At 67.3% G+C, this 25156-nt stretch carries 19 protein-coding genes and 2 pseudogenes; 7 read left to right on the top strand and 14 right to left on the bottom strand.

All coding sequences use genetic code 11. The features are described 5' to 3' along the window. Positions 1 to 150 precede the first annotated feature (150 nt). The 3 genes from ACAW63_RS20245 (at position 151) to ACAW63_RS20235 (ending at position 4483) form a co-directional block, all read left to right on the top strand. Positions 151 to 1038 carry a LysR family transcriptional regulator gene (locus ACAW63_RS20245; protein ID WP_371228127.1) on the top strand — a complete coding sequence of 296 codons (888 nt, stop codon included), beginning with the start codon at positions 151 to 153 and terminating at the stop codon, positions 1036 to 1038. A gap of 95 nt (positions 1039 to 1133) precedes the next feature. Continuing rightward, the gene (locus tag ACAW63_RS20240) at positions 1134 to 2588 is read left to right on the top strand and encodes a YfcC family protein (RefSeq protein ID WP_371234727.1); all 1455 of its coding nucleotides are present in this window, start codon (positions 1134 to 1136) and stop codon (positions 2586 to 2588) included. A 29-nt stretch (positions 2589 to 2617) separates the two neighbouring features. Then, positions 2618 to 4483, top strand: a complete 1866-nt coding sequence (locus tag ACAW63_RS20235) for a CocE/NonD family hydrolase (protein WP_371228125.1) — start codon at positions 2618 to 2620, stop codon at positions 4481 to 4483. 194 nt (positions 4484 to 4677) lie between these two features. On the opposite strand, the gene ACAW63_RS20230 is transcribed toward ACAW63_RS20235, so the two are convergent. The 4 genes from ACAW63_RS20230 to ACAW63_RS20215 all read right to left on the bottom strand — a co-directional run bounded on the left by ACAW63_RS20230 (position 4678) and on the right by ACAW63_RS20215 (position 8741). Next, a complete protein-coding gene (locus tag ACAW63_RS20230) occupies positions 4678 to 6303 on the bottom strand; it encodes an NADP-dependent glyceraldehyde-3-phosphate dehydrogenase (RefSeq protein WP_371228123.1) in 1626 nt (541 codons plus the stop codon). A 192-nt stretch (positions 6304 to 6495) separates the two neighbouring features. Further along, on the bottom strand, positions 6496 to 6636 hold the full coding sequence (locus tag ACAW63_RS20225) for a hypothetical protein (RefSeq protein WP_371228121.1): 141 nt from the start codon (positions 6634 to 6636) through the stop codon (positions 6496 to 6498). Between the two features lie 138 nt (positions 6637 to 6774). Further along, positions 6775 to 8127 carry a GntP family permease gene (locus ACAW63_RS20220; protein ID WP_371228119.1) on the bottom strand — a complete coding sequence of 451 codons (1353 nt, stop codon included), beginning with the start codon at positions 8125 to 8127 and terminating at the stop codon, positions 6775 to 6777. Between the two features lie 92 nt (positions 8128 to 8219). Continuing rightward, on the bottom strand, positions 8220 to 8741 hold the full coding sequence (locus tag ACAW63_RS20215) for a gluconokinase (RefSeq protein ID WP_275611626.1): 522 nt from the start codon (positions 8739 to 8741) through the stop codon (positions 8220 to 8222). A 229-nt stretch (positions 8742 to 8970) separates the two neighbouring features. Between ACAW63_RS20215 and ACAW63_RS20210 the strand changes: the two genes are divergently transcribed. Further along, positions 8971 to 10014, top strand: a complete 1044-nt coding sequence (locus tag ACAW63_RS20210; RefSeq protein WP_371228117.1) for a LacI family DNA-binding transcriptional regulator — start codon at positions 8971 to 8973, stop codon at positions 10012 to 10014. 292 nt (positions 10015 to 10306) lie between these two features. On the opposite strand, the gene fahA is transcribed toward ACAW63_RS20210, so the two are convergent. Together fahA and hmgA are read right to left on the bottom strand one after the other, a co-directional pair. Beyond that, complete coding sequence (gene fahA, locus ACAW63_RS20205; RefSeq protein WP_371228115.1) at positions 10307 to 11611, bottom strand: fumarylacetoacetase; 1305 nt, start codon at positions 11609 to 11611, stop codon at positions 10307 to 10309. 1 nt (position 11612) lies between these two features. After that, entirely contained in the window at positions 11613 to 12911 is a 1299-nt protein-coding gene (gene hmgA, locus ACAW63_RS20200) for a homogentisate 1,2-dioxygenase (RefSeq protein WP_371228113.1), read from the bottom strand. Positions 12912 to 13001: 90 nt separating this feature from the next. Here hmgA and ACAW63_RS20195 point away from each other — a divergent pair, with 90 nt between their 5' ends. After that, positions 13002 to 13742 carry an IclR family transcriptional regulator gene (locus ACAW63_RS20195; RefSeq protein WP_371228111.1) on the top strand — a complete coding sequence of 247 codons (741 nt, stop codon included), beginning with the start codon at positions 13002 to 13004 and terminating at the stop codon, positions 13740 to 13742. Between the two features lie 120 nt (positions 13743 to 13862). Here the strand turns inward: ACAW63_RS20195 and ACAW63_RS20190 are convergent, their stop codons facing one another. Further along, the gene (locus ACAW63_RS20190) at positions 13863 to 14507 is read right to left on the bottom strand and encodes a response regulator transcription factor (RefSeq protein ID WP_371228109.1); all 645 of its coding nucleotides are present in this window, start codon (positions 14505 to 14507) and stop codon (positions 13863 to 13865) included. A gap of 234 nt (positions 14508 to 14741) precedes the next feature. On the opposite strand from ACAW63_RS20190, the gene hpaC reads away from it, so the two are divergent. Continuing rightward, positions 14742 to 15260, top strand: coding sequence for a 4-hydroxyphenylacetate 3-monooxygenase, reductase component (hpaC, locus tag ACAW63_RS20185; RefSeq protein WP_371228107.1), 519 nt, complete (start codon positions 14742 to 14744; stop codon positions 15258 to 15260). A 115-nt stretch (positions 15261 to 15375) separates the two neighbouring features. Then, positions 15376 to 16308: a catechol 1,2-dioxygenase gene (catA, locus tag ACAW63_RS20180; protein ID WP_371228105.1), complete on the top strand. Its 933-nt coding sequence runs from the start codon at positions 15376 to 15378 to the stop codon at positions 16306 to 16308. 228 nt (positions 16309 to 16536) lie between these two features. Here catA and ACAW63_RS20175 read toward each other — a convergent pair. The 7 genes and pseudogenes from ACAW63_RS20175 to ACAW63_RS20145 form a co-directional block, all read right to left on the bottom strand. Next, a pseudogene (locus ACAW63_RS20175) lies at positions 16537 to 17052 on the bottom strand (methyl-accepting chemotaxis protein); the annotation flags it as partial. Positions 17053 to 17442: 390 nt separating this feature from the next. Next, positions 17443 to 18537 (bottom strand): annotated as a pseudogene (locus tag ACAW63_RS20170) (cache domain-containing protein); the annotation flags it as partial. A 222-nt stretch (positions 18538 to 18759) separates the two neighbouring features. Beyond that, positions 18760 to 20085 carry a hypothetical protein gene (locus ACAW63_RS20165; protein ID WP_371228103.1) on the bottom strand — a complete coding sequence of 442 codons (1326 nt, stop codon included), beginning with the start codon at positions 20083 to 20085 and terminating at the stop codon, positions 18760 to 18762. Between the two features lie 185 nt (positions 20086 to 20270). After that, on the bottom strand, positions 20271 to 21218 hold the full coding sequence (locus tag ACAW63_RS20160) for a helix-turn-helix domain-containing protein (RefSeq protein WP_371228101.1): 948 nt from the start codon (positions 21216 to 21218) through the stop codon (positions 20271 to 20273). Between the two features lie 92 nt (positions 21219 to 21310). Continuing rightward, entirely contained in the window at positions 21311 to 22330 is a 1020-nt protein-coding gene (locus tag ACAW63_RS20155) for a phosphotransferase enzyme family protein (RefSeq protein ID WP_371228099.1), read from the bottom strand. 9 nt (positions 22331 to 22339) lie between these two features. Beyond that, complete coding sequence (locus tag ACAW63_RS20150; protein WP_371228097.1) at positions 22340 to 23614, bottom strand: aspartate aminotransferase family protein; 1275 nt, start codon at positions 23612 to 23614, stop codon at positions 22340 to 22342. Further along, complete coding sequence (locus ACAW63_RS20145) at positions 23607 to 24923, bottom strand: amino acid permease (RefSeq protein ID WP_371228095.1); 1317 nt, start codon at positions 24921 to 24923, stop codon at positions 23607 to 23609. The genes ACAW63_RS20150 and ACAW63_RS20145 overlap by 8 nt, the downstream gene beginning before the upstream one ends. Positions 24924 to 25156: the final 233 nt, after the last annotated feature.

Here is a 25156-nt window from a genome sequence, read left to right as displayed (position 1 = left end):
CGGGGGCGCCGTGCAGGGCAACCCGCTGGACGCGATCGCGATTCGCGGCAGACACTAACGGCCCCCAACGGGCGCCACAACGATATGAGCGATGCGCATTGGGCTATGCGTCCGGTGCGTTGCAGTCGCCAACCGAGAGAGGAGCGAGCGGTGAATCTGAAGCAATTGGAGGCCTTCCTGGCCATCATGGAAACCGGCTCGACCATCGGCGCGGCAACGCGCCTGGGCCTGTCGCAGTCGGCGGTCAGCCGGCTGCTCGGGCAACTGGAGGAGCACCTGGGCTTCGCCATGTTCCTGCGCCGCAAGGGACGGCTGATGGTGACGCCGGAGGCGGAAGCTTTCCTTCCTGCGGTGAGCGACCTGGTGGACCGCCTGCAGCGGGTCCAGCGCCTGGCCGCCGATTTGCGCCACGGCAGCTCCCAACGGACCCTGCTGAAGGTCGGCGTGCCCAACAGCATGGCCCAGCACCGACTGCCGCCCATCGTCGCGAGCTTCCTGCGGGAGCGTCCCGACGTGGTGATCGAGCTGCTCAGCGGCGGTTACGACACTCTCGAACGCGCCGTGCTGGATCGCGACGTGGATTTCGCCTTCGTGCGCCTGCCCACCGAGCTGCAGGGCTTCGAGGTGATTCCTTTGCTCGAGGCGGAGGGCGTCTGCGTGCTGCCCGAGGGGCACCCGTTGTGCGCGAAGGACGAGATCCATGCCGCCGACCTGCGCGACCAGCCGCTGGTGCTCCTGGGGCGGCAGCGCAACCTGCGCCACGAGCTCGAACTGGCGCTGCGCCGCGCCGGCTTCGCGCCGCAGGTACGGGTCGAGGTGCATTCGGTGGGCGCCGCCTGCAGTCTCGTCGCCGAAGGCATCGGGCTGTCGATCATCAACAGCCTGCTGGCGAGGGACTTCGCCCACCTGCCCATCGTCACGCGGCCCTTCCGGCCGCTGCTGTCCTACTCCTTCGGTCTGGTCTTGCGCAGCGACGTGCCGCCCTCGCTGGTCAGCCGCAGCTTCGCCGAACACCTGCGCGAGGCGCTCGGCGCATAGCCTTACCCGCTTCACGCATAAGATTGTGGGGCTCTCCCGCGTTGTTCTAGTGTTCGCTCCGCTTTACCGGCAGACCATAAAAACAACTCGAGGGGCTGAACATGCCAACCGTCCATCAACACCTGGGTGACCCGACACCCGCCAGCGCAGCGCAGGTTTCCACCGGTTCCCGGAAGAGCACTCCGGTCAACCCGGCGATCATCCTGCTGGTGATCGTGCTGCTGGCCGTATTCCTGACCTACGTGGTCGATTCCGGCACCTTCCGCCGCGACGGTATCGCGGTGATCCCCGGCTCCTTCGCCACCCTGGAGAAGGACAGTTCCATCAGCCAGCTGTGGTCGTTCGAGCCACGCAGCAACGGTGACGCGGCGACCCGTCCGGTCTCCCTGAGCGAGGCGTTCATGGCGATTCCCCAGGGCATCGAGAAGCGCGCCGGACTGATCTTCATGGTGCTGTTCATCGGCGGCATGTTCGGCGTGCTGAACAAGATTGGCACCATAGAACTGGGCCTGGAGCGCTTGCTCGGCATGACGCGGGGCAACCTCTACCTCCTGGTGCCCTGTCTGATGCTGATGTTCTCCGCCGGCAGCACCTTCATGGGACTCGCCAAGGAATACATCCTCATCGTTCCGCTGATGGTCGCCATGGCCAATCGCATGGGCCTGCCGAACATCATCGGGCTGGCCATAGTCGCGATCTCGGTGAAAGTCGGCTATCTCGGCTCGATCTCCAACCCGGTGGTGCTCGGCGTCGCCCAGCCGCTGGTCGGCCTGCCGGTGTTCAGCGGGCTTTCCCTGCGCGTGGCGACCTACCTGGTGTTCCTGCTGGTGTCCATCGCTTTTGTCCTCTACAGCATCCGCAGGCTGGGCTTCAGCGGCAGCGCGCAGTTCGACTTCCAGGCCGCGCCGCTGGGACTGCGCCACGGTTCGATCCTGCTGGTGCTGGCGGTCGGCATCGGCTTTCTGGTGTACGCCTCCAACCGCTGGCACTGGAAATACCCGGAACTGTCGGCCTACTACCTCGCCCTCAGTGTGGCATTCGCCGGCCTCGCGCGACTGGCGCCGAGCGCGGCCGCGGCGGCGTTCGTCGACGGCATGAAGAAGGTGCTGATGGCCGGCGTGCTGATCGGCCTGGCGACGGCGGTGGAGATCATCCTCAGCACCGGGCAGGTTCTCGACAGCATCGTCCAGGGTCTGTCCTCGCTGACGGGCGACCACGGTGCGCTGGTTTCCGCCTATGGCATGTTCTTCGCCCAGCTCGGCCTGGACGTGCTGATCCCGTCCACCTCGGGGCAGGCGGCCGTCACCATGCCGATCTTCGGCCCCCTCGGCCACTTGTCCGGGGTCAGCGCGCAGAGCACTGTCTATGCATTCCTGCTTGGCAACGGCCTGACCAACCTGATCACGCCGACCTCCAGCGGCCTGCTGGTCCTGCTCGCCACCGCCCAGGTCGGCTGGGGCCAATGGGCGCGCTTCGTGCTACCGCTGTTCCTGATCTTCCTCATGATTTCCCTCGTCCTGCTCGGCATCGCCGTGTCCATCGGCTACTGAGCCTGTCCCAAAGACTTCGAGCTTTACCCATGCAGATACTCAAGGACCGCATGGTCAGGATGCGCGACGGCGTGCGCCTGGCCACCGACATCTATTTGCCCTCCGTTGGCGCAGGCCCCTGGCCGGTGGTGATCGAGCGCACCCCGTACGACAAGAGCAAGCCCTCGCGCTCGGAAAGGCGCCTGGACGGTCGCCACCTGTCGCGCGAGGACATGGCGCTGAAGTTCACCGAAAGGGGTTTTGCCGCGGTGTTCCAGGACTGTCGCGGGCGGCATGGCTCGGAAGGGCGCTTCATCAAGTACGTCAACGAGGGGCCGGATGGTTACGACAGCCTGGCCTGGATCGTCGAGCAGCCCTGGTGCGACGGCCGGGTGGGCAGCATGGGGCTGTCCTATGCGGCCCATACCCAACTGGCGATGGCCTGCCTCGCCCCGCCCGGGTTGCGCACCATGGTGCTGGACTCCGGGGGTTTCGCCGACGCCTACCAGTGCGGCATCCGCCAGGGCGGGGCGTTCGAGCTGAAGCAGGCCACCTGGGCCTTCAAGCAGGCCAGGGAGAGCCCGGCGGCCAAGGCCGACCCGGCGCTGCGCGCGGCTCTGGAAGCGGAGGACATCCGCGCCTGGTTCGCGCGGATGCCGTGGCGGCGTGGCGACTCGCCGCTGCGGCACCTGCCTGAGTACGAGGACTACCTGTTCGAACAGTGGGAGCGCGGCGACTTCGACGGCTACTGGCAGCAACTGGGCATCTACGCCAAGGGCTTCTACTCGCGGATTCCGGACATGCCGATTCTGTTCATGTCCAGCTGGTACGACGCCTACGTCAGCTCCACGCTGGACAACTACCTCGGCCTCAGCGCCGTGCACGAGAGCCGCCACTGCCTGGTGATGGGGCCGTGGTTGCATGGCGACCGCAACATCAGCCACAGCGGCAACGTCGAGTTCGGCCCGGCGGCGAACTTCGACGGCAACCTCGCCGGGGACTGGCTGGCCTGTCGCATCGACTGGTTCGAAACGCATCTCGCCGGGCGCCCGGGTGCAGGGCTGGCGGCGCCGGTGCAGGTGTTCCTGATGGGCGGCGGCAGTGGCCGGTGCACCGCGGAGAACCGGCTGGACCATGGCGGGAAATGGATCGGCGCCGAGAGCTGGCCGCTGCCCGGCAGTCGGCCACTGGAGCTCTATCTGACGGCCGCCGGCGAGTTGCAGGAGGAACCGCCGGCCGCTGACGGGGCCACCCTCGGCTATCGCTTCGATCCAGACGATCCTGTGCCGACCATCGGTGGGGCGTTGACCTCGGGCGCGCCGGTGTTCGCGGGCGGGGCCTTCGACCAGGTGGATGCGCCGGGCTTCTTCGGCACCCGCGGTACGGGGCGTCCCCTGAACGAGCGGCCCGATGTGCTCAGCTTCAGCACGCCGCCACTGGAGCAAGACCTCCTGGTGGCCGGGCCGCTCACGGTCGAGCTGTGGGTGGAGAGCGACTGCCCCGACACGGACTTCACCGCCAAGCTGCTGGATGTCTATCCGCCCAGCGACGACTACCCCGACGGCTACGCCATGAACCTCACCGACGGGATATTCCGCTGCCGCTACCGCAACGGCTGGAGCGAGCCTGCGGCCATCGTTCCCCGCCAGCGCTTCAGGGTGACGATCGAGCCGTTCGCGACCTGCAACCTGTTTCGCAAGTGCCATCGCCTGCGCCTGGAGATATCCAGCAGCAATTTCCCGCGCTTCGACGTGAACCCCAACAGCGGCGAAGCACCCGGACAGGCCCGACACAAGCGTGTGGCGCGCAACACGCTGCATCTGCATGCGGAAGCAGCTTCGCGGCTGCGCCTGCTGGTGGTCCCGGCAGAGGCTCCGCCTGGACAGCATCCGTCCCGTTGCGCTTGCCCGCAGTGAGCTCCAGCGGCCTGACCATGTGGATTCCGATCCGCGACCCGGAGGAAGTCCCCGGCAAGGCCGAGTGCCTGCCGGGACTGGAAAGGAAGGTGGCGGAACTGAGCGGCGAACTGGAGGGCATCGTCGCTCCCCTCACCCCAGCCCTCTCCCAAGGGGGAGGGGGCCGCTTGCCGTTAACCGGAGGGGGTGGCTGACTAGAAGATGTAGTCCGTGGTCAGGAAGTTGGAGTCGCGGTCGCGGATGATCTGGCTGATCAGTTCCTTGTTTGCGTCGGTGAAGCGGGTGGCGACCAGGGTGCGGATGGAGAAGGTGCGCAGGGCGTCGTGCACGGAGAGGGTGCCTTCGGCGGAGTTCTTGCGGCCGTTGAAGGGGTAGCTGTCCGGGCCGCGCTGGCACTGGGCGTTGATGTTGATGCGGCCGACCTGGTTGACGAAGGCGTCCACCAGCGGGCCGATCTGCGCGGGGTCGTCGCCGAACAGGCTGAGCTGCTGGCCGTAGTCGGACTGCAGCACGTAGTCGATCACTTCATCCAGCTCGCGGTAGGGCACCACGGGCACCAGCGGGCCGAACTGTTCTTCGTGGTAGAGGCGCATGTCCGCGCTGACCGGGCTGAGCAGCGCCGGGTAGAAGAAACTTTCACGGATTTCGCCACCGCCGGGGTTGATGACCTGGGCGCCCTTGGTCAGCGCGTCCTGCAGCAGGCCGTTGAGGAAGTCGACCTTGCCCGGCTCGGGCAGCGGCGTCAGCGCTACGCCCGGTTCCCAGGGCATGCCGGGTTTGAGTTCGGCGAGCTTGGCGCTGAACTTGTCGAGGAAGCGGGGCAGTACGTCTTCGTGGACGAAGAGGATCTTCAGCGCGGTGCAGCGCTGGCCGTTGAAGGAGAGGGCGCCGGTGATGGCTTCGCTGACGGCGTTGTCGAGGTCGACGCTGGGCAGGACGATGCCGGGATTCTTGGCGTCCAGGCCCAGGGCGGCGCGCAGGCGGTGCGGGCGCGGGTGGAGCTTCTTCAGGTCGGCGGCGCCGGAGTGGGTGCCGATGAAGGCGAAGACGTCGACCTTGCCGCTGGCCATGAGTGCGCTGACGGTCTCGCGGCCGCGTCCGTAGATGACGTTGATGACGCCCGGCGGGAAGCTGTCGCGGAAGGCTTCGAGCAGCGGGCGGATCAGCAGCACGCCGAACTTGGCGGGCTTGAAGACCACGGTGTTGCCCATGATCAGCGCCGGGATCAGGGTGGTGAAGGTTTCGTTCAGCGGGTAGTTGTACGGGCCCATGCACAGCGCCACGCCCAGCGGCACGCGGCGGATCTGCCCGAGGGTGCCCTGTTCCAGTTCGAAGCGGCTGGAGCGGCGGTCCAGTTCCTTGAGCGCCTCGATGGTGTCGACGATGTAGTCGCAGGTGCGGTCGAACTCTTTCTCCGAGTCCTTGAGGTTCTTGCCGATCTCCCACATGAGCAGCTTGACCACGGCGGTGCGCTGTTCGCGCATGCGGGCGAGGAAGCGTTCGACGTGGGCGATGCGCTCGGCCACGCGCAGGTTGGGCCACAGGCCCTGGCCGTTGTCGTAGGCGGCGACGGCGGCGTCCAGCGCGGCGAGGGCGGCATCGGCATCCAGCAGCGGGGTGCTGCCGAGGATGACCTGTTCGTCGCCCTGCTCGGTGGCGAGGAAGATCGGGCTGCGCACCGGGGCGAGCGGGCCGTCCCAGCGGCGCAGTTCGCCGTTGACCAGGTATTCGCGCTGCTCGACGGGGGCGTCGGGGCGCCAGGTTTCGGGGATGTCGTTGAGGCAGGGGAACAGGCGGTCGAGTTTGTTGTTGTCGTGCATGACTCATCCTTCGGGAACGGTGGGGACTGGTCTGTTTTAGTCCGTGCGGACGATTAGGTAAATCGATTCAGCAAGCAATGCGACGAATGGGCCGGAATGGGGCCCTTCGTGGGGCGAATAGCCGTACTTGACTATTCGCCGGTGGTTTCGGGGGTTGGGATTCGGCGGATAACGCGTGCCGCGTTATGCGCCCTACGGCTGCGAGGGGACGGGGTTCGGCGCGGGGGCCGGTTGCAGCAGTTCCTGCTGCTCGGCGTAGCGGGCGCGGATGTCGAAGTCGCGGGGCCAGGTGGGTTGCGCGGGTTGGGCTTGCGGAGTTGCGGAGGAAGTCATGGGCGATACCTCGTTGCAGGAATCCGGTAGGCGAACGGCTTGGCGTTCGCCGGGTGGTTTGGAGCCGGAGGTGATGGGTATCGCTGCGCTCCACGCCATCCTGCGGGGCGAGCGGAGCGATACCCATCGATCAATGCATCAGACGAACAGCGACAGCAGCAGGGTGAAGCCCAGGCCGACCACCGAGAGGATGGTTTCCATGGCGGTCCAGGTCTTGAAGGTTTCCATCACGCTCATGTTGAAGTACTGCTTCACCAGCCAGAAGCCGGCGTCGTTGACGTGGGAGAGGATCAGCGAGCCCGCGCCGGTGGCCAGCACCAGCAGTTCGCGGTTGACGCCGGGGATCAGATTGATCACCGGCACCACGATGCCCGCGCCGGTGATGGTGGCGACGGTGGCGGAGCCGGTGGCGATGCGGATCACCGCGGCCACCAGCCAGGCCAGGAGGATCGGCGAGATCTGCGCCTGCACGGCCATGTGGCCGATCACGTCGCCCACGCCGCTGGCCACCAGCATTTGTTTGAAGCCGCCGCCGGCGCCGATGATCATCACGATGGCGGCGGTGGGCGCGAGGCTGTGGTCGAGCAGCTTGAGGATCTTCTTCGAGTCGAAGCCGCGGGCGTAGCCGAAGGTGTAGAGCGACAGCAGCAGGGCCAGGAGCAGGGCGGTGATCGGGTGGCCGATCATGTCCAGCCAGGCGCGGACGACGTGGCCGTCGGCGAGCATGACGTCGGCGAAGGTTTTCAGCAGCATCAGGAACACTGGCAGCAGCACGGTGAACAGGGTGACGCCGAAGCTCGGCAGGTCGCTGGTGTCCGGCTCATGGGCGATCTGCGCCACCAGCTCTTCATTGGGCTGGCCGGGGATCACCCTGGAAATCCACGCGCCGAAGATCGGGCCGGCGATGGCGGCGGTGGGCAGGGCGACCAGCAGGCCATAGAAGATGGTCTTGCCGATGTCCGCGCCGAACACGCCGATGGCCAGCAGCGGGCCCGGGTGCGGCGGCACCAGGCCGTGCACGGCGGAGAGGCCGGCGAGCAGCGGGATACCGATCTTGATCAGCGACACGCCGCTGCGGCGGGCGACGATGAACACCAGCGGCACCAGCAGGATGAAGCCGATCTCGAAGAACAGCGGGATGCCGACGAGGAAGGCGGCGAGCATCATCGCCCAGTGCACGCGCTGCTTGCCGAAGGCCTGGATCAGGGTGCGGGCGATCTGATCGGCACCGCCGGACTCGGCCATCATCTTCCCGAGCATGGTGCCCAGGGCGAGGATGATGCCGACGAAGCCGAGCACGCTGCCGAAGCCGTCCTGGAAGGACTTGACGATGGTCGCCACGGGCATGCCGGAGGTCAGGCCGAGGAAGCCGGCGGCGATGATCAGGGCAATGAAGGGGTGAATCTTCAGGCGCGTGATCAGCAGGATCAGGCCGATGATGGTGACTACCGCATCCAGCAGCAGATAGGTGTCGTGGGACATGCCGAGCATGGGGCTCTCCTGTTGTTGTCGTTTTGCCGGAGCGGCTTTTCTTCTTCAGTTAATCGAGATAGCGCTATCTTTGACGGGCAGGCGCTATCGGCTCAGTCGTGGGAGTGCTGGCGCCACCAGAGGTGCGCGGCTTCGGCCAGTTCTTCCAGCGGGCGGGTGGCGTCCAGGCGCAGAGTCAGCGGTTCGCTCACCGGTGGTTCGAGGGCGGCGAACTGGCTGTCGATCAGGCTGGCCGGCATGAAGTGGCCGGGGCGGGTGGCGACGCGCTTCGCGGCGGTTTCCGGGGTGAGTTCGAGGAACACCACGCCCAGGCCGGGCACGGCGCGGCGCAGGCGTTCGCGGTAGATGAGCTTGAGCGCGGAGCAGGTGAGCACGGGGCGCTGGCCGGCGGCGATGGCTTTCTGCAGCTCGGCGGCGAGGGTGTCGAGCCAGCCGGCGCGGTCCTCGTCGGTCAGCGGGATGCCGGCGCTCATCTTCTGAATATTGGCTTCGGGGTGGAAGGAGTCGCCTTCGATGGCGAACGCGCCGCTGCGCAGGCACAGGGCCTCGCTGACGCTGGACTTGCCGCATCCGGCGACACCCATGATGAGTACGGCATCGATGGCGGGGAGCATGCAGGGCCTCGGTGTTGAGACAGCGCTATCTTTGTTGGGTGTAACGAAAAGCATTGGCTGCCTCCGTATTCTTGTCATTCTAGTCGGTCTGTTCTGGCGGCTTCGGCGCTGCTTGATGACAAGCAAGGGGCCGGCGGGCGAGGGACCGGTGGGGCCGGTCTCAGGCAATTGCCCTGGTCGCGAGACAGCGCTACCTTAGTGCCTCGATTTTTGTTTGGCAAGCCGCCCGATGACCGTCCGGAACAAAGACAAGAAGAACGACAGAAGCTCCCGCACCACCGGCAGACCCACCCTCGACGAGGTTGCGCGCCGCGCGGGCGTCAGCCCCATCACCGCCTCGCGCGCCCTGCGCGGGGTCAGCACGGTGGCCGAGGAACTGGCGCAGAAGGTCCGACAGGCGGCCAGCGAACTGGGCTACGTGGCCAATCCCGCCGCCCGTGCGCTGGCTTCCAAACAGAGCCCCAACGTCGTGGTGCTGGTACCGTCGCTGGCCAACCAGTTGTTCATCGAGACCCTGGAAGCCATCCATGCCGTGATGCATCCGCGCGGCCTGGAAGTGCTGATCGGCAACTATCACTACTCCCGCGATGAAGAAGAGAACCTGCTGCGCAACTACCTCGCGTACCAGCCGCGCGGCCTGCTGCTGACCGGCTTCGACCGCACCGAGAGCGCACGACGGATGATCGAGGCCAGCGCTGTGCCGGCGGTCTACATGATGGACCTGGACCCTGGCGCCGGCCTGCATTGCGTGGGCTTCTCGCAGATTCGCGCGGGGGAGGCGGCGGCCAGGCATCTGCTCAAGAGTGGGCGCAAGCGGCTGGCCTACATTGGCGCGCAGTTGGACCAGCGCACGCTGCTGCGGGGCGAGGGGTACCGTCGCGCGCTGCAGCAGGCGGGCGTCTATGACCCGGCGCTGGAGGTGCTGACGCCGCGTCCGTCCTCGGTTGGCCTGGGCGGCGAGCTGTTCCGCCAGTTGCTGGCCAGCCAGCCGCAGGTGGAAGGCATCTTCTTCGGCAACGACGACCTGGCCCAGGGCGCGTTGCTGGAAGCCATGCGCCATGGCATTCGCATCCCCGAACAGGTGGCGGTGCTGGGCTTCAACGACCTGCCCAGTTCGGAATTCATGGTGCCGCGCCTGTCGAGCATCCGTACACCGCGCAAGGCCATCGGGACGCATGCGGCGGAGCGCCTGCTGGACCTGATCAACGACAAGCCGGTGAGCGCGCCGGTGATGGACCTGGGGTTCGAGTTGATGGTGCGGGAGAGTAGTTGAGGGCGTGGCGGGAGCGCCTGCGGGCGCTTTTCGCGGACAAGGTCCGCTCCTACGGGAACACGCAGCGGTTGGGTAGGGCGTACAACCGTTCGCGGTTATACGCCCTACACGGCTACCCGCTCTGCGCCCTGTTCCTTGTGGCGTATGGGATCTTCAAGTTCGCAGTCGGACGCCGCAGGACGTAGCGTTGCCTGTGCATGGTAGGAGCGAGCTTGCTCGCGAATAGTGCTAGCCGACGGCTCTGTGGCTGGGCGGTTCGCGAGCAAGCTCGCTCCTACGAAAAGCAAAGCGATCAATGCGCCGGCAGAATCCGCCCACGGCATTCGCCGAAGCCGATCGACGGGTAGCCGTCGCGGCGGCAGCGGGCGCGCAGGATGATTTCGTCGCCGTCTTCGAGGAAGCGGCGCTCCTCGCCATTGCTCAGCACCACGGGCTGTTTGCCGCCGGTGGTCAGCTCCAGCAGGCTGCCGAAGCTGTCCGGGGTTTCGCCGGAGAGGGTGCCGGAGCCGAACAGGTCGCCCGGTTGCAGGCGGCAGCCGTTGACGCTGTGGTGGGCAACCATCTGCGCCACGGTCCAGTACATGTTCAGCGTGTTGCTCAGGGCGATGCGTTCCGGCGCCTGGTGCTCGTGGCGCATGCGCGAGGTGAGCAGCAGCACTTCCAGTTCGATGTCCAGCGCGCCGTGCTTTTGGTCGGCCTCGTCATAGAGATACGGCAGCGGCTGCGGGTCGCCTTCCGGGCGGGCCGGCTGGGCGGCGCGGAAGGGTTCCAGCGCCTCGGCGGTCACCACCCAGGGCGAGATGGTGGTGGCGAAGCTCTTCGACAGGAAGGGCCCCAGCGGCTGGTATTCCCAGGCCTGCACGTCGCGTGCGGACCAGTCGTTGAGCAGGCAGAAGCCGGCGATATGCCCCGCGGCGCCGGAAATCGGGATGGCCTTGCCCTGTTCGTTGCCCTGGCCGATCCAGATGCCCAGTTCCAGCTCCAGGTCCATGCGCGCGCAGGGGCCGAATACCGGCACGTCCGTGCCGGCGGGCAGGGTCTGGCCGTTGGGGCGGCGCACTTCGGTGCCCGAGGGCACGATGGTGGAGGCGCGGCCGTGGTAGCCGATGGGCACGTACTTGTAGTTGGGCAGCAGCGGATTGTCCGGGCGGAACAGCTTGCCGACGTTCTTGGCGTGGTGGATGCCGACGTAGAAGTCGGTGTAGTCGCCCACCTTGGCCGGCAGGTGCAGGCGGCACGCGGCCTGGGGCTTGAGCAGCGCGGCGCCCAGGTGCTCCATGCGCTTCTGCTCGCTGCTGCCTTCGCTGAGCAGGTGGATCAGCGCATCGCGCAGGGTGCGGCGGGCGGTGGGGCCGGCGGCGAAGAAGGCGTTGAGGCTGTCGCCGCTGGCGACCAGCGCGGCCTGGTGGGCGGCGCCGTGGAAGAGGCCGGCTTCGCAGGCGGTCTTCAGGTCGAAGATGTAGTCGCCGATGGCGACGCCGCCTCGCGCCGAGTCACCCGGTGGGCTGAACACGCCCAGGGGCAGGTTCTGCAGGGGGAAGTCCGGGTGGCCGTTGGCCGATTCGATCCAGCTTTTTGCGTTGTGGGAGACGCTCATTTCATTGCTCCGAAGAGGGGGCGAAGGTCTTCTGCATGCCGCTCCAGCAGGCATCATAGTCGCGCTGCAGTTGCGGGCAATCGAGGGCGAAGCGGCTGGGGCGCAGCACGCGGCCGGTCTCGAACATGAAGGCCATGGTGTGATCGATCTTGTGCGGTTTCAGGTCGGCGGCGATGGCCTGCCGGGTGGTGGCGTTGTCCGGGCCGTGGGCGCTCATGCAGTTGTGCAGCGAGGCGCCGCCGGGGACGAAGCCGTCGGCCTTGGCGTCGTACACGCCCTGGATCAGGCCCATGAATTCGTTCATCAGGTTGCGGTGGAACCACGGCGGACGGAAGGTGCTCTCGGCCACCATCCAGCGCGGCGGGAAGATCACGAAGTCCATGTTGGCCATGCCGTGGGTGTCGCTGGGCGAGGTGAGCACGGTGAAGATGGACGGGTCGGGGTGGTCGAAGCTCACCGTACCGATGGTGTTGAAGCGGCGCAGGTCGTACTTGTAGGGCACGTTGTTGCCGTGCCAGGCGACCACGTCCAGCGGCGAGTGATCGAGCTGGGTGGCCCAGAGTTCGCCGAGAAATTTCTGCACCAGCTGCACCGGGCCTTCGACGTCCTCGTAATGCGCCACCGGGGCGAGGAAGTCGCGGGGGTTGGCCAGGCCGTTGCTGCCGATGGGGCCGAGGTCGGGCAGGCGCAGGGCGGCGCCGTGGTTCTCCGCCACGTAGCCGGCGGCGGACGCTTCCAGCAGCTCGACGCGGAAGCGCATGCCGCGCGGGATCACGGCAATCTCCAGCGGTTCGATCTCCAGCACGCCAAGCTCGGTGACCAGGCGCAGTCGGCCGGCTTGCGGCACGATCAGCAGTTCGCCATCGGCGTTGAAGAAGGCCCGGCTCATGGAACGGTTCGCGCGGTAGGCGTAGACGCTGACGCCGCTGGTGGCCTCGGCCTCGGCGTTGGCGGCCATGCATAGCAGGCCGTCGACGAAGTCGGTAGGCTCCTGCGGCATCTCGAAACTGTTCCAGCGCAGGCGATTGGGCGTCACCGGGCCCAGGGCGGTGCCGGTGATCTGCCGTTCCAGGCGCTCGTAGCGCGGGTGCGCGGCGGACGGGCGGATGCGGTACAGCCAGGTGCGCCGGGCCTCGCTGCGCGGCACTGTGAAGGCGGTGCCCGAGAGCAGTTCGGCGTAGAGGCCGTAGGGGACGTGCTGCGGTGAGTTCTGCCCGACGGGCAATGCGTTGGGCAGGGCCTCGCTGGCGAATTCGTTGCCGAATCCGGACAGGTAGGCCGGGGCGCGGGAGGCAGTCATGGTGGTTTCACTCTTTTTATCGTAATTGAATTACGATTAACGTAATTTCATGTTGGCAGGCCGTCAAGCCCACCAGGGAGTCCCTTTAAGTTGAAGACCCAGAACGAACCGGAAGAGTCCGCCCCGACGAAGGGCAAGAAGGTGCAGTCCGCCGAGGTCGGCACCGAGATCCTCAAGGCCCTGGCGGACCTGGCGCCGAGTACCTCGCTCAAGCGCCTGGGCGAGTACCTGGAGATGCCGGTGGCCAAGGTTCATCGCTATCTGCAGGCGCTGATCGCCAGCGGCTTCGCCGAGCAGGACCCGGTCACCAACCATTACGGCCTGGGTCGCGAGGCGCTTTACGTGGGACTCGCGGCGATCCGCCGGCTGGACGTGGTGAAGGTGGCCAGTCCCGCGCTGGCCGAGTTGCGCGACAACCTCGGGCAGACCTGCTTCCTGGCCATCTGGGGCAGCCATGGGCCGACCGTGGTGCAGGTGGAGCCGGCGCAGGGCATGGTCACCCTGGTGACTCAAGTGGGTTCGGTGCTGCCTGTGCACGGGTCGTCCACCGGGCTGGTGTTCGCGGCGTTCCGGCCGGGGCTGGAGGAGGGGGCGGATCAGTCAGTGCTGGAGAGCATTCGTGCCGAGGGGCTGCACTCGATCCACGGGCTGCTGATGCCGGGGGTGAATGCGCTGTCGGTGCCGCTGTTTGCCACCGGACGAGAGCTGGCGGGGGTGATTACGGTGGTAGGGTCGGAGGCGAGTTTTTCGGCCGACCCCCATGGCGAGGCGGCGCGGGTGTTGCTGGCGGCGGCGCGGGAGATCAGTTTGCGGATGGGAGGGGAGGTCTGAACCTGCTCTTCGTAGGAGCGAGCTTGCTCGCGAACCTCTCAGCCCCGATGCTGCCGGGAGGTCCGTTCGCGAGCAAGCTCGCTCCTACAGGTATTACAGGTATTATAGGTATTGGGTGCCTTAGCCTCGCCCAACCTGCTTTGTCGCCACATCCTTCCCGCCCAGGTCAAGCACTTCCCGCACCAGCATGGCGATGCTCGACACGCCCATCTTTTCCTTGATCTTGGTGCGGTGCACATCAACGGTCTTCACGCTGATGTTCAACTCGCGGGCGATGACCTTGCTCGCCTTGCCGTCGATCACCATACCCAGCACTTCGCGTTCGCGGCCGGTGAGCAGGTCGAGCTTGCTCTGCAAGTGCTGGCGCTGGGTGGCGCCGGCGTGGACCTGCACGGCGTCCTTCAGTGCGGCCTGGATGCGTTCGAGCATCTGCTGCGGGTTGTAGGGCTTCTCGACGAAGTCGATGGCGCCGTTCTTCATCGCCTTCACCGACATGGGGATGTCGCCGTGGGCCGAGACGAACAGGGTCGGCAGCGCGATGCCGCGCTCGTTGAGGATCTCCTGCAGCTGGAAGCCGCTGGTCTCCGGCATGCGCACGTCCAGCACCAGGCAGGCGGGCTGATCGGGGTCGTAGTGGCTGAGGAATTCGTCGGCGCCGGCGAAGCACAGGGCCTGCACGCTGACCGATTCGAGCAGCCAGGCCAGCGAGGTGCGCAGGTCCTTGTCGTCGTCGACGATGTACACAACGGGTTTACGGGTTTCCATTTCGGGCTACCACGGCATTTCTAATTATTTTTCACCCCGAGGGGCGCAAGGCATGTCAGGGAGAATAACCACTGGAACCCTCGCTGACGATAAAGAAACCCCCTAGATGACTAGCGGCGATCTCCCCCTGGCATGGAGTTCGTCCGAATATTTCCGCCTGGCCCCGGCGCTTACTCTCGTTCCATCAGTCACGGACCGCCTTGCGCGCGGTCCCCCGAGAGGAAGGGTGCCGAGATGGCCGACCTTAGCCAGACCCAGATCGACTTCCGCAACGCCATGGCGCAGCTGCCGGCGGCGGTGAACATCATCACCAGCAACGGCCCCGGCGGGCGCTGCGGCATCACCGCCAGCGCGGTGTGCTCGGTCACCGATTCGCCGCCGACCGTGCTGGTCTGCATCAACCGCAACAGCGCCAGCCACGACGTGTTCCGCGACAACGGCTACCTCTGCGTCAACGTGCTGCGCGGCGAGCAGGAAGAGCTGGCGCGGCACTTCGCCGGAATGACCCGCGTACCGATGGAAGAACGCTTCGCCTGGGACCTGTGGGACAGCGCCTGCCCCGAGGCGCCGGTGTTGCGCGATGCGCTGGTGACCCTGGGCGGACGGATCAGCGAGTGCAAGCAAGTGGGTTCGCACTCGGTGATGTTCGTCGAACTGGACCAGGTCGCCGTGCGCGAGCAGGGCGACAGCCTCGTGTACTTCAACCGCCTGTTCCATCGCGTCGACCGCTCCGCCGCGACGCCCGCCCCCTGAACCGCCAGGAGTAGCGCCGTCATCGAACGCATCGAGTCGGTCATCGCCGACCTGGCGGGCATCCGCCGACGCTGCTCCGCCGACCGTCAATAACAACAAGACGAGGTAACCCCGAATGACCGTGAAGATTTCCCAGTCCGCCGACATCCAGAAGTTCTTCCAGGAGGCCGCAGGTTTCGACAACGACCGGGGCAGCCCACGTTTCAAGGCGCTGATCAACCGTATCCTCATCGATGCCGTGCGCATCATCGAGGACATGCAGGTCACCGAGGACGAATTCTGGATGGCGGTGGACTACCTCAACCGCATGGGCGCGGGTCAGGAAGCCGGCCTGCTGGTCGCCGGTCTGGGCCTCGAACACTTCCTCGACCTGCTGCAGGATGCCCGCGACGAAGAGGCCGGACTCACCGGCGGCACCCCACGCACCATCGAAGGTCCGCTGTACGTGGCGGGCGCGCCGCTGTCTCAGGGCGAGGCGCGCATGGACGATGGCAGCGACGCGGACGTCGCCACGCCGATGTTCCTCGAGGGCCGGGTGCTGGACCTTGACGGCAACCCCGTCGCCGGCGCCACCGTCGACCTCTGGCACGCCAACACCAGGGGGATGTACTCCTACTTCGACCAGAGCCAGTCGGAGTTCAACCTGCGTCGCCGCATCGTCACTGACGCCGAAGGCCGCTACAAGGCGCGCAGCATCGTGCCCAGTGGCTACGGCTGCCCACCGAGCGGCACCACCCAGGAAGCCCTGAATCTGCTCGGTCGTCATGGCCAGCGTCCGGCGCACATCCACTTCTTCATCTCGGCGCCGGGGTATCGCCACCTGACCACGCAGATCAACCTGTCGGGCGATGAGTACCTGTGGGACGATTTCGCCTATGCGACCCGTGACGGGCTGGTGGGCGAAGTGGAGTTCCGCGAGGACGGCGCGCGGGGTGTGGCGGGGCGTTATGCCGACCTGCAATTCAACTTCCAGCTGCAGAAGGCCGTGGGCGCAGACGCCGAACAGCGCAGCCTGCGTCCGCGTGCGTTGCAGGTACAGGGCGCCTGATTTTGCCGCTGCTGCAAGATCGAAGGCCCCTCACCCTGGCCCTCTCCCGCAGGCGGGAGAGGGGACCGATCGGTGCAGGATGAAAATGCGGCGTCAGCCGGTACGGTCTGCCCCTCTCCCTGAGGGAGAGGGTTGGGGTGAGGGGGAAAGTGCAGGCACGGATAGTCCAGAAGTGGACAGTTGCTCCTACGAATGATCGTCCCGCCAACGGCGGGCAGGATCCGCGCCTCAAACCCTGAACCGCTGAATCAACTGCCGCTGGTAATCCGCCATCTCGTTCAACCGATGGCTGACCTGCGCCGACTGTTCCGCCTGCCCCGACAGCGAATGGGTCACGTCGCGGATGGCTTCGATATTGCGGTTGATCTCCTCGGCGACGCAGCTCTGTTCCTCCGCGGCGCTGGCGATCTGCAGGTTCATCTCGCTGATCAGGTTGACCGACGCTGCGATGCGCTGCAGCGCTTCCACCGCCTGCTGCACCTGGCCGACGTTGTGCTGCGCCAGGCCGTGGCTGCCGTGCATGGCCTGGGCGACGTCGCGGGTGCCGGCTTGCAGGTTGGCGATGACCTGGCGAATTTCCTCCACCGAGCTCTGCGTGCGCTGCGCCAGCCCGCGTACTTCGTCGGCGACCACGGCAAAGCCCCGGCCCTGTTCGCCGGCGCGGGCGGCTTCGATGGCGGCGTTGAGGGCGAGCAGGTTGGTCTGTTCGGCGATGGAGCGGATCACCTCCAGCACCTGGCCGATCTGCTCGCTGCGTTCGGCGAGGTCCTGCACCTGGCTCATGGCGGCGGTCATGCCCTGGGCGAGTTCGCCGATGCCGTGGGTGGCATGGGCGATCAAGCCGAGGCCTTCGCGGGCGGCGTGGTCGGCCTGGCTGGCGGCCGCGGCAGCCTGGGCGGCGTTGCGCGCGGAGTCCTGGGCGGTGGCGGACATCTCCTGCAACGCCGTCGCCACCTGGTCGATCTCGCGGAACTGCTGCTGCATGCCGTCGCTGGCCTGGCGGGCGACCAGTGCCGACTGGTCGGCGGTGGAACGGGCGTCGCTCACGGCGCCCTGCAACTGACCGATCACCGGCTGCAGCTTGTCGAGGAAGCGGTTGAAGCCCTGCGCCACCCGGCCCAGTTCGTCGCGGCGGCTGTAGTCGAGGCGCCGGGTGAGGTCACCGTCGCCATCGGCGATCTCCTCGACCATCCCGGCCAGGCGCAGCAGCGGGCGGGTGACGCCGCGCGCGGTGAGCCAGACCAGGGCGATGCCGAGCAGGCTGAGCAGCAGGCCGACACCGAACTCGACCATCGAGCCATGGGCACGTTCGTCATCCATGGCACGCTGCAGGCTCACGGCGGGCGCCATCAGGGTGTCATGCGGCACGCTGAGCAGCACGCCCCACGGCGCGGCGCCGGTGATCGGCTGCAGCGGTTCGAGGACCTGGATCTGTTCGGCGTCGCTGAGGGTGAACGGCTGGTTGCGTTGCTGCGCGTCGAGCAGGTCCTTCGCCCTGGCAGGCTGCACGTCGGGCAGTCGCTTGCCGACAGTGGCGGCGTCCTGGCTGTTGCCGGCGATCACCCCGGCCGGGCTGAGGATGCTGATGCGGCCGCTGCCGTCGTACAGGCCGGCGGCGCTGGTGCGGGCATTCTGCTGCAGGCTGTCGAGGCTGATGTCGAGGCCGACCACGGCGATCACGCGGCCATCCTCCAGCAGCGGGAAGGCGATGCTGGTGACCAGCCGGCGGGAGCCGGAGGCATCGTCGGCGTAGGGATCGAGCACGCACGCCTGGCGGCTGTCGCGCGGGCAGGTGTAGAAGGCGTTGTAGGGCTTGCCGCTGGGACCGGGGGAGGTGTCGGAGAGGGTCTTCTCGTCGCCGATCACCGGCGTCGGCACGCCGCCTGCGCCGCGTACCCAGTAGACGGAGAAGCGTCCGGTCTCGTTGCTGCCGGCCTCGGCGTCGCCGTGGAACTGCGCATCGGCCTTGTCCAGCGCCTGTGGCTCGAAGACCAGGTAGAGGCCGAGCAGGTCGGCCCTTTCGGCGATGGCGTCGCGCAGCTCATGGGTAAGGCGCTGGCGCAGCGTGCGTGCATCGATCTCACCGCGCGCGGACTGGGCGCGCAGGCTCAGCAGCTGGCGGCTGACACCCTGGCCGTAGTCGTAGGTGCGCAGGAACAGGCGTTGCAGTTGCAGCGCCTGCACCTTGCCCTGGGCCTGCAGGTTGGTTTGTGCGGCGCCGGCGAGCATCTGGCGGCTGGCGTCCTTCACGCGGGCAGTGCTCTGCTGGTTCTGGTACAGCGACAGGCCGACCAGCAGGGTGACCACCAGGGTCAGGCACAGGCCGGCGAGCAGGACGATCTTGCGCTGGATATTCAGGATGGGAGCGGGCATGGGGAGGTACCTGATGCGGAAACAGGAACGGGGCGGCGCCTTGCAGCGACCGCCCCGTGGCGTCATGCGCGACCGTGGTCAGTACATGAAGGCGAAGACCACCTGGCTGTACAGGTTGGTGTCGTCGTTACCCAACTGGGTGCCGCCTTGCTCGGCGCTCTTGTCCGGCCGGTAGAGGCCGATCAGCGGCATCACCATCAGGTTCTGGGTGACGCCCCATTCCGCGTACAGGTCCAGTTCCTGGCCGTCGGTGTTGCCCAGGTCCTTGTCGAGGGTCTTGAAGTCGAACAGCATGGCGCCGAGGTTCAGGTTCTCCAGCGGGGAGACCTTGAAGGTGAGCTGCTGGATCTTGCTGTTGCTGTTGAAGGGGCCGGCGTAGTTGCCCGCCACTTCGCCCTGGAACCAGGTGCCGTAGCCGCGGCTGAAACCGTAGAACAGGGTGTCGTAGTTCTCCGAGAAGCGGCTGTAGCGGTAGCTGACGCCCGGCGTCCAGGCCACGTCCTTGAAGGTCCAGCCGGCTTCCAGGTACCAGGCGTTCTCGTTATCCACGTGACGCTTGTCCTGCTCGGCGTATTCGCCGGAGAGGAACAGGTTCTCCACGCCGGCATTGCCGGTGGCGCGCAGGCTGTAGGTCTTCATGTCGCGACGGTCGAGCTGGAGGGGCGAGGCGTATTGCTCGTCGATGTCGGTGACGTCGATGTAGGTCAGGCCGACGGTGCCGGCGTCCGCCACGTGCTCCAGGGTGCCGACATAGAGCTCGGACTTGGCCTGGGCGCGGTTGTCCGACTTCAGCCACATCAGGTCGCTGCGCCAGCCTTGCTTGCCGCCCAGGCGCAGCACGGCGGTTTCGTCGAAGTTCTTGCGCGCCGCCAGGTAGTAGGCGCCGCCCCGGTTGAACTCGCCGTCGGCCACGCCCTTGCCGAGGTTCAGCGCGTCGCCGTCGATCAGGAAGCCGTCGCCGACCACGATGTTCTGCCGGCCGAAGGAGAGGTCCACGCCGTCTTCGCCCAATGCCGGGAACAGGCCGCCGGAACGCCAGCCGAGGGAGGCGTCCTCGATCTTGGTGGTGCGCTCGGAGCCGTCGCTGAAGCCTGCGGCGTCGCCGTCACCCCAGGTGCCGGAACTGAGCAGGCCGAAGGCGCCGTAGGTAGTGCCCGCGCCGGCCAGGCCCTGGTCGAAGCTCAGTCCGTACTTCACGTAGCCTTCGCGCCAGGACGACGAGCCTTCGCTCAGCCGGCCGCTGAGCGCGTAGTTCTCCTGGCTGTGGAAGATGCCGAAGGTCGCTTCCAGGTTGGCGTTCAGGTGGGTGTCGTCGTCGGAATACAGTTCATAGGCGCTGGCACTGCCGGCCCCGGCGATGAGCAGGGCGAGCAGGGTGGGGCGCAGCATGGCGGCGTGGGTCATGGTGAAGGCATCCGTTTCGTTATTGTCGATTGAGGGGATGTGACTTCTGCCGATGCTAAGGAAGGGCTGGCGCTGTGCCGTTGCTCCTGTCTGCCAAGTGATTGTGTGTGATTGCCAGATCGGTGGGCCGTTGCGGCGCCGTCTTTGTAGGAGCGAGCAAGCTCGCTCCTACAGGGGGGCAGGACTTAGCGCGAGCGGGAGATCAGTGACGGCTGTTCGGCGTAGAGGCGCTTGTACAGAGTCGAGAAATGGCTGGAGCTGGCAAAGCCCAGGTCCAGCGCCAGGTGGGTGATGCTCTGCTGCGGCTCCTGCTTGAGCCGTCGCCGCGCCTCGGCCAGGCGCAGGCTGAGGAAGAACTGCTGCGGCGTGCTCTGGCAGATCTGTCGGAAGCAGTACTGCAAGGTGCGCTGGCTGGTGTTCAGGCTCTGGCTCAGTTCCAGTAGCGACAGTGGCTCGGAGAGGTCCGCCTGCATGCGTTCGATGGCGGCCAGCACCAGCCGGCGATGCTGCTGCAGCGAGCGCGGCGCGCCGTCGCGGGCGCTGTCCGGGAGGATTTCCTCCAGTGCCTGCAGCACATTGCTCAATACCAGGGCGACGGCGTGGCCGGCCTGCTGCGGGTCGTCCACTCGCCACGGCCCGCCCTCGAAGGCGGTGATGGCGTCGCACAGGCTGCGACGCAGGTCGCCCGCGCCGGTCGGCGAAAGCTGCAGGCGCCGCTGCTGCAGCGCGCGTTCGAACAGCTCGCGCTCCTCGGCGCCGAGGAGGCAGTCCAGCTGCGCCTGGCTGAAGGTCAGGCCGAGCATGTGGATTTCCCCGGCGGCGCAGATTTCCAGCTCGCGGCCGCCTTCGAGCACCAGCAGGGTGTCGTCGTGCAGGGCCTGGCCGTTGAAGCGCGAATCGCCGCTGGCGCGCAGCGGAATGCCGATGACCAGATGGCCGGCGGGCGGCGCCATGTTCTCGTGCAGGTGCAGGTTGGAATGTTCGTAGATCAGCGAGGCGCCGGGCAGCTGTACATGCAGCAGCTCCGCCTGCAGGCGGCCATGGCCGAGCTGGGTGTAGTCCTGGCTCCAGCCGGCGAGGGCGCAGGCCAGTTCATCGGAGTCGGTTGCCTGGTGGCGGGCTATGCCGGTCATGGCGGTTCACCTCGGTTGTGCGCCGAGTATCGGTCAGTGCTGGCGCGCAGGCTTGTGCCTGCGCGCCAGAGGCTTGCGGCGCTCTGCCAGATTCAGCGGCCGGCGAGGTAGGCGCCGGCCAGTGTACAGGCGCGCTCGATCAGCATCGGGGCCAGTTCCCGTGCGGTTTCGCTGTTGCGCCGGGTGTGCACCCAGCCCAGGTAGGTGGTGCCGCGCAGGGCGAGGAACAGCGGCAGCGTGGCGCGGTCGGCGGCGGACAGCGGCTTGACCGAATCGTACCCGTCCAGCAGCGCCGCCTGGATCTGCGCCAGGCGTGGATCGTCCAGGCAGAAGTACAGCGCGGTGGCCAGCTCGAACATGTGCCAGCCGAAGCCGGCGTCGTCGAAGTCGATCAGTTGCAGTTCACCGCCGTCGAGCAGCAGGTTCTCCGGCACCAGGTCGGCGTGGATCATGCCGAAGTTGTCCAGGCTGCGGCCGTAGCGGCGCAGGTCCAGGCGGGCTTCCTGGCGGGCACGCTGGAGCAGGTCGCGTTGGCCGTCGCTGAGCAGGTCCAGCTCCCAGAATCGCCCCCAGAACGGGTTGGTGCCCAACAGGCCTTCCTCGTCCCAGGCGTGCCGGGTGAATTCGTTGGGTTGCCGCCACTGGGCCGAGTTCAGGTGGATGCGCGCGGCCACGGCGCCAGCCTGGTGGAACAGCGCCTCGATATCGCCATCGGCGCTCAGGCCCTGTTCGGCGGAACCCAGTGTGCTGCCGGAAAGCCAGCCGAGCATGTCGACGAAGCGCGATTCATCGAGTGCCTGGCTGCGCACCTCGGCCAGGTGCTCGCCGCTGCGGGTGCGGATGATGCTCGGAACGCCGATGCCGCCGGCGGCCAGCTGTTCCATCCAGGTCAGCTCGGAGCGCAGCGCCGCCTCGCTGTGGTAGCCGCCGCGATGCACGCGCAGGGCGCTGCGCGTGCCGTCGCTGCGGGTGGCGCAGAACACCGCGTTCTCGCGGTACTTGAGCAGCTCCAGGCCGACGAAATCGCCGTCCCAGTGGCGCAGGGCGTCCAGCGCCAGCTCGCGCAGGCAGGCGATCTGCTGGTCGTGAGTCAGACTCGAAAAGTCGTTCATGGTGGCTCCTCAGAGTTCGCTCAGGACCTGGTCCAGGGTGTCGATGAACAGCTCGCCGTGCTCGGCTTCGAACACCAGCGGCGGGCGGATCTTGAGGATGTTGTCGTCGCCGCCGATCTTGCTGATCAGCACGCCGCGCTGGCGCATGGTGTTGACGATGCGCCGCGCCTCGATGCCGGCCGGCTCGCGGCTGGCGCGGTCGCGCACCAGTTCCACGGCGAAGAACAGGCCCTGGCCGCGCACGTCGCCGATGATCGAATGGCGCTCGGCGAGGCGCTGCAGTTCGGCATTGATCTTCGCGCCCTGGCGCCGGGCGTTGCCTTGCAGGTCCTGCTCGGCGATCACGTCCAGCACCGCCTGGCCGACGGCGGCGGCCACCGGCGAGCCGCCGAAGGTGTTGAAGTACAGGTTGCTGCGGCCGAAGGTCTCTACGCGCTCGCGATTGGTCACCACGCCCGCCAGGGGGAAGCCGTTGCCCATGGGTTTGCCGAGGGTGACGATGTCCGGCACCAGCGGGTGCGACTGGTGCCCCCACAGGTGATCGCCAGTGCGGGCGAAGCCCGATTGCACCTCGTCGGCGATCAGCAGGCCGCCGGCCTCGCGCACCAGCTTCGCCACGCGCTCCAGGTAGCCGGCCGGCAGGCGCGGGATACCTTCGTTGGCGAACAGGGTGTCGATCAGCATGGCGGCCAGGCCGACGCCGGCCGCCTGCAGTTCGGCGATGGCCTCGGCGACCTTCGCCACATAGCGGTCGGCGACCTGCTCGGGTGTGCCGTCCGCGTGGTAGAGGCAGGGGATCGGCACGGCACGGGCATGGGCCGAGAACGGTTCGGAACTGGGCAGCGCGGTGGTCACCGCCGCCAGGGTGGTGGTGTTGCCGTGGTAGTTGTAGTCGCTGACGATCACGCCCTTGTTGCCGGTGGCGAAGCGCGCCATGCGCAGGGCCAGCTCGTTGGCCTCGCTGCCGGTGCAGGTGAACATCAGCGTGTCCAGCGGCTCGGCGAAGGTCGCGGTGAGGCGCTCGGCGTAGCGCACCACGCGCTCGTTGAGGTAGCGCGTGTGGATGTTCAGCGTTGCCGCCTGCTCGGCCATGGCCGCCACCACCCTGGGGTGGCAGTGGCCGACGCAGGGCACGTTGTTGTAGCAGTCCAGGTAGCGCTTGCCGGCGGCGTCGATGAGCCAGACGCCTTCGCCTTTCACCAGCTCCAGCGGCTCGTCGTAGAACAGCGGCGAGGCGTCGCCCATCACCTGGTGGCGGCGTTGCAGCAGGGTCGGTTCAGACATGTTCGGCATTCTCCAGTGGTTTGCCCGCGCGGGCGGCGCGCAGCAGGTAATTGAGGATGAACGCGGCGACCACCAGGGCCAGCGCGCTGAGCATGGCCACTTCCAGCTGGAAGCAGGCGGCGATCACCACCAGCGTCAGCAGCATGCCGACGGCCGCCACCACAGGGCCGCCGCGCAGGCGGAACGGGCGGGCCAGGCCCGGCTGGCTGCGATGCAGGCGCAGGTAGGCGGCGAACAGCACCAGGTGGCAGCTGCCCAGCAGCAGGACGATGCACAGCAGGAGCTTTTCCGGCGGCACCAGGGTCAGCGGCAGGCCGATCACGGTCAGCACCAGCAGCGCGACGTAGGGCGCGCCACGGCGGTTGGTGCGGGCCAGCGCGGCGGGGAAGAAGCCGTCACGGGCGAGGGCGAACAGCTGGCGCGAGGCGGAGAACACCACCGAGAAGAAGGTCGCCAGCAGGCCGCACACGGCACCGGAACCGACCAGCAGCGGCAGCCAGTCACGCTCGCCGTAGAGCCCGCCGTGGGTCATGGCGGCGTACAACGGGTCGCCGGCGTTGCCGACCACCTCCACCCCGGCCGCGCCCGGCGCGCTGATCACCACGGTCAGGGCGGTCAGTAGCAGGGTGCCGACGGCGGCGATGATTCCGCGCGGCATGCTGCGGCCCGGATCGGCGGCTTCCTCGGCGGCGGAGGCGACCTGTTCCAGGCAGATGAACATCCAGATGGCGAAGGGCACGCAGGCGAACACGCCGGCGACGCTCACGCCCGGCAGGGCCGCGTCGGCGCTGGGCAGCAGGTTTTCCCAGTGCACGTGGGGCAGCATGGCGCCGCCGAAGGCCAGCAGCGCGATGGCGGCCACGGCGCCGGCCAGCAGGGTCAGCCCGAGGGCCTCGCCGACACCGATGATGTGGATGCCGATGATCACTGCGAACAGGCCGATGCGCACCGGCCAGCCGCCGAAGCCGAACACCGATTCCATGTAGGCGGCGAGGAAGTTGGCGGCCGCGCCGGTGCCGATGGTCAGCGCCAGCGCACAGGCGGCGCCGACCAGGTAGCCGACGAAGGGCCCGAACGCCAGCTGCGCGTAGGCGAACACGCCGCCGGCGTGGGGCCGCGCGGTGGAGAGTTCGCACACGCACAGCGCCAGGCCGCCGCAGAGCGCGGCCATCAGCAGGGTCGCGACGAGCATGTTGGCCCAGCCGCTGCTGGCCAGGCCGTAGTTCCAGCCGGAGAACTGCCCGGCGATGACCAGCGAAATGCCGAGCCCGGCGATCTGGGGCCAGCGGAGAACGCCTTGTTTGAGCATGGTGATTGTCCCTTGCCTGTGAATGATGTGGGGGTGAACGGCAGTCAGCCGCGCGCGCTGGAGCGCAGCGGGCAAGGGAGTGCGCCGGCGTCGGCCGACGGTTGGATGCGTGGAGTCATGGAATGGGCCCTTCTTGTTGTTTTATGGGGTAAGCACGCGCCCGCCGTCAGCTGCGGCGGGCAGGGAGAAGGTACGAATGGCGCGGGGTGGGGCGATATCAGAAATGCGCAAAG

The organism is Pseudomonas sp. QE6 (assembly GCF_041379005.1).
In the GTDB taxonomy this organism is placed as follows: domain Bacteria; phylum Pseudomonadota; class Gammaproteobacteria; order Pseudomonadales; family Pseudomonadaceae; genus Pseudomonas.
The sequence above is the reverse complement of the archived record's forward strand: the minus strand, read 5'-3'. Positions and strand labels throughout refer to the sequence as shown.

Coding starts and splice junctions, on each gene's coding strand:
- ACAW63_RS20215 (WP_275611626.1), bottom strand. CDS start 8,741: ATGCTCCCCGCCATCGATGCCGTACTCATCATGGGTGTCGCCGGATGC.
- ACAW63_RS20235 (WP_371228125.1), top strand. CDS start 2,618: ATGCAGATACTCAAGGACCGCATGGTCAGGATGCGCGACGGCGTGCGC.
- ACAW63_RS20190 (WP_371228109.1), bottom strand. CDS start 14,507: ATGGAAACCCGTAAACCCGTTGTGTACATCGTCGACGACGACAAGGAC.
- ACAW63_RS20230 (WP_371228123.1), bottom strand. CDS start 6,303: ATGCACGACAACAACAAACTCGACCGCCTGTTCCCCTGCCTCAACGAC.
- catA (WP_371228105.1), top strand. CDS start 15,376: ATGACCGTGAAGATTTCCCAGTCCGCCGACATCCAGAAGTTCTTCCAG.
- hpaC (WP_371228107.1), top strand. CDS start 14,742: ATGGCCGACCTTAGCCAGACCCAGATCGACTTCCGCAACGCCATGGCG.
- ACAW63_RS20225 (WP_371228121.1), bottom strand. CDS start 6,636: ATGACTTCCTCCGCAACTCCGCAAGCCCAACCCGCGCAACCCACCTGG.
- ACAW63_RS20145 (WP_371228095.1), bottom strand. CDS start 24,923: ATGCTCAAACAAGGCGTTCTCCGCTGGCCCCAGATCGCCGGGCTCGGC.
- ACAW63_RS20165 (WP_371228103.1), bottom strand. CDS start 20,085: ATGACCCACGCCGCCATGCTGCGCCCCACCCTGCTCGCCCTGCTCATC.
- hmgA (WP_371228113.1), bottom strand. CDS start 12,911: ATGACTGCCTCCCGCGCCCCGGCCTACCTGTCCGGATTCGGCAACGAA.
- fahA (WP_371228115.1), bottom strand. CDS start 11,611: ATGAGCGTCTCCCACAACGCAAAAAGCTGGATCGAATCGGCCAACGGC.
- ACAW63_RS20210 (WP_371228117.1), top strand. CDS start 8,971: ATGACCGTCCGGAACAAAGACAAGAAGAACGACAGAAGCTCCCGCACC.
- ACAW63_RS20155 (WP_371228099.1), bottom strand. CDS start 22,330: ATGAACGACTTTTCGAGTCTGACTCACGACCAGCAGATCGCCTGCCTG.
- ACAW63_RS20220 (WP_371228119.1), bottom strand. CDS start 8,127: ATGCTCGGCATGTCCCACGACACCTATCTGCTGCTGGATGCGGTAGTC.
- ACAW63_RS20150 (WP_371228097.1), bottom strand. CDS start 23,614: ATGTCTGAACCGACCCTGCTGCAACGCCGCCACCAGGTGATGGGCGAC.
- ACAW63_RS20160 (WP_371228101.1), bottom strand. CDS start 21,218: ATGACCGGCATAGCCCGCCACCAGGCAACCGACTCCGATGAACTGGCC.